Source organism: Streptomyces sp. NPDC001194, assembly GCF_042896985.1.
Classification (GTDB): domain Bacteria; phylum Actinomycetota; class Actinomycetes; order Streptomycetales; family Streptomycetaceae; genus Streptomyces.
The window spans coordinates 348,183-358,522 of the sequence record NZ_JBIAXU010000006.1 but is presented as its reverse complement, the minus strand read 5'-3'; the positions used below and the strand labels follow the sequence as shown (position 1 = coordinate 358,522).

The following is a 10,340-nucleotide window of genomic DNA, read 5'->3' as shown; positions in this document are numbered from 1 at the left end:
CGGGGGGTGCTGGGACGAGCCGTGTTCTGGGGGGTGTTGTCCGGCTGCCGGGCGGGCCGCGGGGCCTTTCCGGCGGGCGGGGGGGGGGGGCGGGGCCCCCCCCCCGGCCGGAGGATCTCGGCTAGGCGCAGCTGATGCCGATGCAGATGGTGTTGAGGAGCGTCAGCAGGCCGACGCAGGCACACGTGCCGGAGAACTGGTCTCCGTCGACGCCGACCGGGTCGGTCTCCGGAAGGGCGTGCAGGTGAGCCAGCAGTTCGAGGTCGTGGTTCTCCATGACTTTCTCCTTCTCTGTGCGGTGGCGGCAGGTTCCCTGCCGCTCAGCCCGGCTGCCGGATCATCCAGTGCCGGGGGTCTGTGTGGCGGGTCCGCAGGAGGAAGGCCAGAATTCCTGCGGACCCGTCGCTCCAACTGGTGGAGACGTCTCCGTACTCGGTGGGGAAGACGACGTGGCCGTCGCGGTGGGCCCGTTCGGAGACGATGAGGCGGGCCAGCTCCTCGGCCATCGTGCGGTAGGCGGGGTCCCCGGTGGCCTCGGCCATGTCGAGGAGGAAGTCCCCGTTGCCCGCCAGCCCGTGGCACTGGGCGAGGGCGGCGCGGGAGGCGCGCTCGACGACGGCGTGTGCGGCTCCCCGGGCGAGGTCACCGAACCGCTTGTCGCCGGTCCGTTGCCAGAGCCGGACCAGGAAGGTGCCGATGCCCGCCGAACCGTGGCACCAGTACGGGGCCGTGGGCGGGTCCGTGGCCTGGGCCGGCCACTGGGCCGCCCGCCCGACCATGACGGCGTTGGCCACCAGGTGCTCTCCGGCCGCCACGGCCAGTCGCAGGTCCTCCGGCCGGTGGGAGACGTCTGCGGCGGCCAGGAGGAAGCAGCCTATGCCGGAGGTTCCGTGGGCGAAGCCCAGGTAGCGTTTTCCGGCTTCCGCGGAAACGGCTTCGGCGGGGACGGGCCAGCTCACGCCGGACGGCTCGGGCTGTGCGGCGGCGGCCAGCCGGTCGGCGGCGTCGACGACCAGTTCGGCCAGGCGCGTGTCGCCCGTGCGGTGCCACAGGTGGGCGGCGGCCAGTCCGCTGCCGGCGCAGCCGTGGGTGATGTCGTGGCTGGGTGTCGACTCCAGCGGGGCCAGAGCCAGGGCCACCGCCCGGCTCCTGAGCGCGCGGTCGCCGAGTGCGTGCCCGGCGTCGTACAGCGCCCAGGCGGTTCCGCGGCCGCCGAAGTGAAGGCCGGGACGTATGGAACGGGTGTCGGCGCGGGCGGCGATCCAATGGGCCGCGGTGGAGATCGGACCGGGCAGGCGCGGGTCACCCGTGAGCTCGAAGTACCGTGTCAGCACCGCCAGTACGCCCGCCGCACCCTGCTGCACGGTGCAGGGGTCGGTCTCCCCGGCCCGGGTGGACACGGGCCACAGCCACTGGTCGTCGTCCGGGGTCATCGAATCCAGGAGGTGGTCCACCATCCCGGCGACCGCGGCCCGCGTCGCGGCATCGGGCCCGTCCGTCCGCGCCGTTCCGGCAGCGGCGCGGGCCGGCCGTGACGGCCCCGTCCCGCGCAGAGCCGCACGCGCCCTGGCGGGGTCCCACCGCTCGCCGGGATCGTCCTTCATCAGCCCCAGGATCATCTCGGTCAGGTCGTCCGGCAGGTGCAGTGTCGCGGTACACGCGGCCAGCCACTGGGCGAACCGCTGTTCCGCGGGCCGCGTGGCCGGTTCCTCGGGCAGCAGGTTCGGTACCTTCCCGGCGACGACGAAGCACACGGTGGCGCCGAGGCTGTAGTAGTCGGCCGTGGGGGAGACGGGAGCGTCCTGCAGGCGCTCGGGGGCGCTGAAGCCGGGTGTCCCCACGCGTGTCGGGAGCACGTCGTCGTCCTGCAGGGCGGCGAGTTCCAGGTCGATGAGGCGCAGTTCGCCGTCGGGGCGGACCATGACGTTGCCCGGCGTGAAGTCCCTCAGTACGCAGCCGTTGGCGTGGGCCGCCGCGACCAGGTCCACCAGGCGTGCGACCTGGGCCAGCGCGTCCGGCCGGTAGCGTTCGCTTCCGACGTCGCGGAAGCGCTCGGCGACCCAGGTGCGCAGGGGCACGCCCGGCACTTCCTCCTGGGCGAGGAACAGGTGCCCGCCCGTCTCGAACATCGCGAGCGGCTCCGGCGCCAGTCCCGTACCCGTCAGCTTCTTCAGCGTCCTGGCCTCGGCCCGCAGCCAGTCGCGGACGTCGGAGCCGTCCGCGTCGCCCTCCACGTGCGGCCGGGCTTCCTTGATCACCACGGGCGCGCCCGTGGTGACGTCCGTGCCGCGGTAGACGCCGCCCTTGTTGGTGTGCCGGATCGCTTCCCTTATCGAGAACCGGCCGCCGAGCAGGACGGGGCGGTTCGCGGCTTTCTCCTGCCGCGGTGGAAGGGGTACTGAGGCGGGAAACGGACTGACCGCCCAAGAGGGCGGAGAATACTGCCCGGTGCGCTTGTCCTCGACGGGATTTCCGTCCGGGTCCTCGATGAACCACACCAGCAGGCCCTGGTCGGAGAGCCGCCGCCGGCCGACGAAAGCACCGTAGCGATAGTGCACCAGACTGTTGGGTGCGTACGGCTGGTCGGACAGAATCCGGGGGCCGGTCAAACCCGCGGTGGCCCGGTGCAGTGCAAGGGCCAGCCGGGCGGCATCGCCGTCGGAGGACGGGTACACGGTGATGAACTTCCCCGAGCTTCCCCGAGGCGTGGCACGCGAGTTGAGCGCGCCCACCTGCTCGGTCGACCGCACGAACTTGAATGCCGATTCCTCGCGCAACAGTACGTGCAGGGCCTTCTCGAGAACTTCCGGCGCCGAGGCCGCCGTCGCGGACACGTGCAGTTTCCAACCCTGCCGGCGCACCGTCCCGGACGGGCGGGTGAGGCGGCACCACATCTCGTCCGCATCGGCCGTCCAAAGTTCGCCCTCACCGGTGGCCCGGAGCGCCTCGTGCAGCAGATCTTCCAGGTCGACTTCGGTCGCGTGACTCGTCATGAGAGTCCCCCCTCAACGGAAAGAACCGCTGGTGGAATATGCCTTCGGTAAGAAGAAACGTACAACCAGCACCCGTCATAAGTCACTGGAATCAGCGAGCGCACGGGATTGCTGGGCCTGGATATGGCGCAGTCCGGCGCAAAAAGAGGGGCGCATTTGCGCCACCGGATGGAAAATACTCATCCTGTTCGAAAATGGCCGTCCATCTTCGGGAAGAACAAACAGTCCAAGTTTATCAATTTCGAATACCCGGGACCTGTGGTTTCGATTCACGAGAGCTGAAGCGAAACAGTGGCCACATCCCTCGCGGCAAACCCTCCGTGCCCGGCCGTGCCGCAGTGCTCGACTGCGCCGCTCGCCTCTGCCTCACCGGTCGGCCAGGGGACTCCGGTCCACAAGCCCCTGCTGTGCAGGGGGGAGTTGTGCGGAGATCGATCACCCTGGCCGGCTTCTCCTGCCGCGGGGGTTCCGCGGCAGGAGAAGCCGAAGGGCACCAGTCAGGTGCGGTACGCGTAGTAGATCGCGTCCGGGTAGGACGCGATGATGCTCGCCAGCGACTTACGGTAGGTGTTGGTGGAGTGGTACGTCAGGTACGGCATTCCGGCGTTGCTGCGGTACGTGACCATCATGGAATGGTCCTTGGACCCGTCCCTGTTGAAGTCCACCTGCACGATGTCACCGACATCCGTCTGGTAGACGTTGGCAAGGTTGGCGGCCCTCTTGTTGGACAGCGTGAACCACGCCCACTCGTTCGCGCCGACCCAGGAGTCCGTCTGGCGGGTGCCGTCGTACGACCAGTTGCGGTAGTCCGTCGTCGAGCCCGGAACGGTCTTCCAGCCACCCGCCTTGAGCGCCTGGCTGATGAAGTTGGTGCAGTCGCCTCCCGCGCCGCTGAACTTGCGGTACGCGGGGTTGTAGCTGCTCCAGTACTTCTCCGCGTACTTCGCCATGGCCGCGTAGTCGTACGCGCCGCCGGTCTTCGCCTTGGGCTTCGCCGGGGCGGGGTACTTGGTGGAGGCGGGCGTGCCGTCCGGATACTGGTTGCCGTCGTCCTTGGCGACGTTCGCCTTGGCAGCCACGGGCTCGTTGATCGCCACGGGGCCGTTGTCCTGGGACTTGATCGAGGTCAGCTCCCAGGCACCGCCCCGCTTGCTGGTGAGGGTCAGTTCGTAGCGCGTCCGGAAGTCGGTCGTGGCCGGCTCGTCCCCGCGCAGTTTCTTGTAGGTGAGCGTGGTGTCCTCGGAGACCTCGACGGTCGCCTTCCCGCCGGTGACCGTGGCCCGGTCCACGGCGACATGGGTGGTGGCACCCGTGTAGGCCTCGCCGAGCGCCGCGAGGCGCGTCTTGCGGGACTGCAGCGAGGAGATCGCCGCGTCCTCGTCCTTCTTCAGCTGAGCCGACATGCGCGTCTTCGCCGAGGACGGGCCGGAGTTGCGGTGTCCCGGCTGCTCCTCGACCAGAGCCCGGGTGCGCTGCGAGAGCACGTCGTCGGCTATGCGGGCGAAGGCGTCGACGGTCGCGCGGTCGGCTGCTTCGGGCCCGGAGCCCGCACTCGCGGAGTAGGCGAACAGCGTCGCGGACGACAGGGTCACGGTCAAGGCTGCGCCGACGGCAAGCCTGAACCTCTTTGGTATCACTGCATTTCCCCTTGTCACCCGGTCCACACGGACCGGGGGACGGAATCTTCGCACAACCGGGCGGCTTCCCCGGCCCCTTCGGCGTCTTCCGCTTCATCGGCGGTCACCTGACAGGATCCGCCCCGAGCGCAGGGCGGCCCGCCTCCGGTTGTCACCTGCCCCCGCCGGCGCCGACCCTCGCGGCCGGAAGCCGATGCCACCACACCGACCTCACGGCAAGTGCCTCTAGGGTATGCGGGAAAGCACAGCAAGGGGGCATTCCCAGTGGGCAGGCAGGATACGTCCGAAAGAGGGCGCTCGTGGGGCAGGCGGGCGGCTCCGGAAGGCAGTGGCGGAGCCGAATCGGGCCGCCGGAGGAAGACCGGGACGCGCCGTAGACCCCGGGCGGCGGCCGGCCGGACGGCCGCCCTCGCGCCGGCCGTCGCCGCGGCGCGCACACAACTGCGGCGCCTGCGACCTGCCTTCCCGAGGCCGGGGCGCAGCGGCTGGCGCCGGTGGATACCCTCCTGGCGCCAGTGGCTGGGCGCCTGCCTGTACGGGTTCGTGGTCCTGGCGGGTTTCGTCACGTACGCCTACGCGACCACGGACATACCCGAAGACCTCAACTCCTTCGCCACACAGCAGGACAACGTCTACTACTGGGCCGACGGCTCCACGATGGCCCGGACGGGCTGGGTCAGCCGGCAGGAGATGCCGCTGGACAAGGTGCCTCCCGCGGTCCAGGGAGCCGTTCTGGCCGCCGAGAACTCGAGCTTCTACTCGGATCCCGGAGTGTCACCGGCCGGCGTCCTGCGCGCCCTGGGCGCCGCGGCGACGGGAGGTGAGACCCAGGGCGGGTCCACCATCACGCAGCAGTACGTGAAGAACGCCTACCTGAACCAGGACCGCACGCTTTCCCGGAAGTTCACCGAGCTCTTGCTCGCCGTGAAGCTGGACAACCAGAGGGACAAGAAGCAGATCCTCCAGGACTACCTCAACACCAGCTGGTTCGGACGCGGGACGTACGGGATCCAGCGCGCGTCCCAGGCGTACTTCGGCAAGGACGTCTCGCAGCTCAATGCCGGCGAGGGCGCCTTCCTTGCCTCCCTCCTCAAGGGCGCCGGGCTGTACGACCCGGCCGTCGGCAAGGAGAACCACGAGCGGGCCGTCGAACGCTGGTCCTGGATCCTGGACCGCATGGTCGAGACCGGCCGGCTCTCGCGCGCCGAGCGCGCCACCTACACCACGTTCCCCGAACCCTTGGGGGCCGCCCTCCCCGGCAATCCCGGGGCGCAGACCGGATATCTGGTCGAGCTGGCCAAGGCCTATGCCGTCAAGGCGGGCCACATCAGCGACTCCGACTTCGACCTCGGCGGCTACCAGATCTACACGACCTTCGACCGGACCCGCATGACGGCCCTGACCTCCGCCGTCCAGAAGGCGCAGAAGGACTTCGACGCCGAGCGGCGACCCGACACGGACAAGAACGCGAAGATCGGCGCGGCGAGCGTCTCCACCGACGGGCGGCTGCTCGCCGTGTACGGCGGCCCCGACTATCTGAAGCAGGGCTTCAACGAGTCGAACGCGACGACGATCCCGGTCGGCACGGCGTTCACACCGATCGTCTACGCCGCCGCGCTCGACGAAGGGGTGCTGCGCTCACGCGGCAAGACCCGTACGCCCATCTCCCCCTCCACCACGTACAACGGAGACGACCAGGTCACCGTCCAGACGCCCGAGGGGCCGTACTGGGACCGCAGCGGCAAGGTGGTGAAGGGCCGCAACGACGACGGCCGCAGCTGGGGCCAGGTGACGTTGCGCCAGGCCGTCGCCAACTCCGTCAACACTCCCATGCTGCAACTCGGTCTCGACGTGGGCCTCGACGGGGTGCAGTCGTTCGCCCAGCGCGCGGGCCTGCTCGGATCGAGCCTCGGGCCGCGGATTCCCGCGTTCGCGCTCGGGGAGAACTCGATGCCCAGTGCGATCCGCATGGCCGGCGCCTACGAGACCTTCGCCGCCGACGGCATGCACACCGACCCCTACTCGGTGCGTTCGGCCAGCCGCAACGGTGCTGCGGTTCCGCTCGACACGCCGCAGCCGACCCGGGCCGTGACGGCCAAGACCGCCCAGGCGGTGACGGACGCCTTGCGGGACGCGGTCACCGAGGGTTCGGCGAAGACGGCGGGCAAGGCGCACGCCGGGGCGGCGGGCAAGACCGGAACGACGGCCGCGAACACGGCGGGCTGGTTCGTCGCGAGCACCGAGCAGGAGTCCACGGCCGTGGTGGTCTACCGGATGTCGCTCACCGACCTGGTTCCGCTGCCGCTGACGGGACTGGGCGGCGACGCCCCGGGCACGCCCGGCAGCGAGCGGGCGGTGCGTCTGTGGAGCGACTACATCAAGTCGGTGAAGTAGGCCGGGCAGCGCACGCTGCCCGGCCACGGGGCCCGCTCTACTTGATGAGCGAGGCCCAGTCCGGCGCCTGCGCGGGGTCGAGCCCGCGCAGTTGTGCCAGGACCTTCGGGTCCTGCGCGTCGAGCCAGTCCGCCAGCTCCCGGAACGACACGCAACGGACGTCCTGGCGCGGGCAGACGTCCTTCATCACGTCCTCGACGGCCTTCATGTAGATGCCGCCGTTCCAGTCCTCGAAGTGGTTGCCGACGAACATGGGCGCCCGACTGCCGTTGTAGACACGGTTGAAGCCGTTCAGATACGAGGCCCGGGTCTGCGCCTGCCACGCCGCGAACTTCGCCGGGTCGCCCTGCGTGCTGTCGCCCGACTGGTTGAAGAGGAAGTTGAAGTCCATGGAGAGGACCTGCACTTCCTTCCCCTGCAGCGGTACGAGCTGCAGGGGGAAGTTCCAGATGCCGTCCAGCTTGGACGGCCACAGCTGGAAGTCCCCCGCGGAACTCGCGTCGTAGCGCCAGCCGTACGGCTTGATCGCGGTCAGGAGGTTCTTCTGGCCCTCCAGGCAGGGCGCCCTGCCCCCGACCACTTCCCGGTCCGGGTCGAAGGGCAGCGGCGCCTCCTTGGTGAAACCGGTGTTGGTCTTCCAGTTCTTGACGAACGCATACGTCTGGTCGATTTCGCTCTTCCATTCGGTGGGGCTCCAGTCCCCGCCGCCCTTGGGCCCGCAGAAGTGCCCGTTGAAGTGCGAACCGATCTCGTCGCCGTCGCCCCAGGCGCCCCGCAACTGCTCCAGCGTGCCCTTCACGTGCGGGACGGTCGGGTACGAGATGGCGGCCGAACCCTGGTTGTGCTGCGGCGGCCGGTAGAGCGTCTTCTTGCTCTCCGGCAGCAGGTAGATGCCCGTGAGGAAGAAGGTCATGTGCGCCTTGTTCTCGCGGGCGACCTGGCGGAAGTGGGAGAAGAGGTGGTCGTCGCCCTCCAGCGCGCCGTCCCAGGAGAACACCACGAACTGCGGCGGCTTCTCCCCGGGTTTCAGCCGCTCGGGCTTGAGCTGTCCAGGCTGCGGCCCGGTGTAGGAGGTGGAGCCGTCTCCCAACACCTTGACCTTGCCGTCCCAGGCCTCCTCGGCCTTCTTCGCGGCGGCGGCCCCGTCGGCCGCACCCCCCGGAGCCGCGAGCTTCGCATCGTGCTGGGCGGCCCCCTCGGGACCGCTCCCCATGAAGGCGAACGCGCCGGCGGTGGCCCCGGCTACGGCGAGCACTGCGACGCCCACGCCCAGGCGTCTGCGGTTCTGCGCCTTCCGGCGTACCTTGCGGGCACTCCGGGACTCCGTCCGGGCAGCCGGAGCGGTGTCGGTATCGGCCACAGTCGTCCCCCTGAAATCCCCGCAGCCGGGCCGCGTATGGATGGTTCGTATGAATATAGAACTTGTCGGCACTCCTCCCGCACCCGAGGCTCCTCACCCCGTCGCTTCACAGCCAACTCACAGCCGCGCACCGGGCACCGGGCACCCGCCTCGGGGACGGGGCCCCGGCGGGGCGGGCCGCCGCGTCGGCGAAGGTGGGCGTGTCATCCCAATGGGGCGATGTGCGGCACGGCGGATCAGGCAAGACTCTCGCCAAGCCCCACTTCGCCCCGGAGGTTCCATGTCGAAAAGCGGCGCGCCGCGCATCGATGTTCCGCGTGAGGCCCCCGCGCGGGCGTCGCTCGTCCTGGCGTCCCTGATCATCGTTGCCGCGGTGGCCAACTTGAACCTGTCGGTGGCCAACGTGGCGCTGCCCGCGATCGGGAAGGCCTTCGACTCCTCCCAGACCACGCTGAACCTGGTCGCCGTGGGCTACTCCCTGGGCCTGGCCGCATCGGTGCTCTATCTGGGTGCGGTCGGGGACCGGCACGGGCGCAAGCTGCTGCTGCTCCTCGGCACCGCGCTGTCCGTCCCCGCCTGCCTGCTCGCCGCGTACGCGCCCAATGACACCGTCCTCGTGCTGGCCCGGATCCTGGGCGGGCTTTCGGCCGGAATGGCCTACCCGACCACGCTGGCGCTGATCACCGCCCTGTGGGCGGGGCCGGGGCGGACGAAGTCGATCGCGCTGTGGTCGGCCCTGGGCGGCGGCATCTCCATGCTCGGGCCGGTGATCGCGGGCGCGCTGCTCGAACGCTTCTACTGGGGGTCGGTGTTCCTGGTCACCCTGCCCCTCGCCGTGGTCGCGGTGGTCATGGCCCTGATGTTCGTCCCCGCGCACGCCAACGAGTCGTCCGAACCCGTGGACAACCTCGGCGGCATCCTGTCCGTCCTCCTGATCGCGGGACTGGTGCTGGCGATCAATTTCGCCGCCGTCCCCGGCGAGGCGGCACTGGTCGTCGGCCTCGCCGTGATCGCCCTGGTCGCCGGAGTGGCGTTCTTCTGGCGCCAGCGCCGGGCTCCCAACCCGTTGTACGACCTCCACGTCGCCGGCCGGCGCACGTTCTGGGTCGCCGCCTGCGCGGGAATCATCGTGTACGGCGCCATGATGGGGTCGGCGTTCATCAGCCAGCAGTACCTGCAGAACGTGCTCGAGTACAACCCCGTCGAAGCGGGCGCCGCCATCCTCCCGCTCGTGGTGCTGATGGTGCTCGTGGCACCGCGGTCCGCGAAACTGGTCGAGACGCGCGGCGCCCGCGCGACCCTGCTGATCGGCTACGCGTTCCTCTTCCTCGCCTTCGCCTGGATGCTGCTGTTCTGGGGCGAGGACAGCAGCTACTGGCAGATCGGCTTCGCCTACGTGCTCATCGGCATCGGCGCCGGCTTCGCCGGGACGCCCGCATCCCACTCGCTGACCGGATCGGTGCCCGTGCGACGGGCCGGCATGGCCTCAGGCACCGCCGACCTGCAACGGGACCTCGGCGGGGCCATCATGCAGTCCATCATGGGCCTGCTCCTCACCGCCGGCTACGCCTCGGCCTTCAGCGCGGCGATCGCCGCGTCCCCCAAGGGCAAGGACGTGTCGGACCAGGTCCAGAGCGAGCTGACGAAGTCGTTCGCCTCCGCGGGGCAGGTGGCGGAGCAGCACCCCCAGTACGCCGACCAGATCATCGCGGCAGCACGCCAGTCGTTCCTCCACGGCGACGACTGGGCGTACACCGTCGGCCTGGCCGCCATCGCCCTGGGCGGACTGCTGATCTTCTTCATGTTCCCGCACCGGGACGCCGAGCAGGAGCTCCTACGGCGCTTCTACACAGAGGACTCCGCCTCCGCCTCCGCCGCCGAGAGGCCGAGCGGGCCGGGAGCCTGAGGATCCGGCAGGTTGCCGAAAGCCGGTCCGAGGACCGGATCGACGCCGGC

At 69.9% G+C, this 10,340-nt stretch carries 6 protein-coding genes; 2 read left to right on the top strand and 4 right to left on the bottom strand.

Annotation, left to right across the window (positions count from 1 at the left end; genetic code table 11):
• Positions 1–121 precede the first annotated feature (121 nt).
• The 3 genes from ACFY1T_RS17335 to ACFY1T_RS17325 all read right to left on the bottom strand — a co-directional run bounded on the left by ACFY1T_RS17335 (position 122) and on the right by ACFY1T_RS17325 (position 4,630).
• A complete protein-coding gene (locus ACFY1T_RS17335) occupies positions 122–277 on the bottom strand; it encodes a VenA family class IV lanthipeptide (RefSeq protein ID WP_199813732.1) in 156 nt (51 codons plus the stop codon).
• A gap of 43 nt (positions 278–320) precedes the next feature.
• The gene (lanL, locus tag ACFY1T_RS17330; RefSeq protein ID WP_390788879.1) at positions 321–2,993 is read right to left on the bottom strand and encodes a class IV lanthionine synthetase LanL; all 2,673 of its coding nucleotides are present in this window, start codon (positions 2,991–2,993) and stop codon (positions 321–323) included.
• Between the two features lie 497 nt (positions 2,994–3,490).
• Positions 3,491–4,630: an amidase domain-containing protein gene (locus ACFY1T_RS17325; RefSeq protein ID WP_390788878.1), complete on the bottom strand. Its 1,140-nt coding sequence runs from the start codon at positions 4,628–4,630 to the stop codon at positions 3,491–3,493.
• Positions 4,631–5,173: 543 nt separating this feature from the next.
• On the opposite strand from ACFY1T_RS17325, the gene ACFY1T_RS17320 reads away from it, so the two are divergent.
• Positions 5,174–7,024 carry a transglycosylase domain-containing protein gene (locus ACFY1T_RS17320; protein WP_390788877.1) on the top strand — a complete coding sequence of 617 codons (1,851 nt, stop codon included), beginning with the start codon at positions 5,174–5,176 and terminating at the stop codon, positions 7,022–7,024.
• Between the two features lie 37 nt (positions 7,025–7,061).
• Here ACFY1T_RS17320 and ACFY1T_RS17315 read toward each other — a convergent pair whose 3' ends face one another.
• On the bottom strand, positions 7,062–8,297 hold the full coding sequence (locus ACFY1T_RS17315) for a hypothetical protein (protein WP_390788889.1): 1,236 nt from the start codon (positions 8,295–8,297) through the stop codon (positions 7,062–7,064).
• Between the two features lie 367 nt (positions 8,298–8,664).
• Here ACFY1T_RS17315 and ACFY1T_RS17310 point away from each other — a divergent pair, with 367 nt between their 5' ends.
• Entirely contained in the window at positions 8,665–10,290 is a 1,626-nt protein-coding gene (locus ACFY1T_RS17310; RefSeq protein WP_390788876.1) for an MFS transporter, read from the top strand.
• Positions 10,291–10,340: the final 50 nt, after the last annotated feature.

What these genes read in the sequence shown, in the direction of transcription:
- ACFY1T_RS17335 (WP_199813732.1), bottom strand. Translation starts at nt 277, where the DNA reads ATGGAGAACCACGACCTCGAACTGCTGGCTCACCTGCACGCCCTTCCG.
- lanL (WP_390788879.1), bottom strand. Translation starts at nt 2,993, where the DNA reads ATGACGAGTCACGCGACCGAAGTCGACCTGGAAGATCTGCTGCACGAG.
- ACFY1T_RS17310 (WP_390788876.1), top strand. Translation starts at nt 8,665, where the DNA reads ATGTCGAAAAGCGGCGCGCCGCGCATCGATGTTCCGCGTGAGGCCCCC.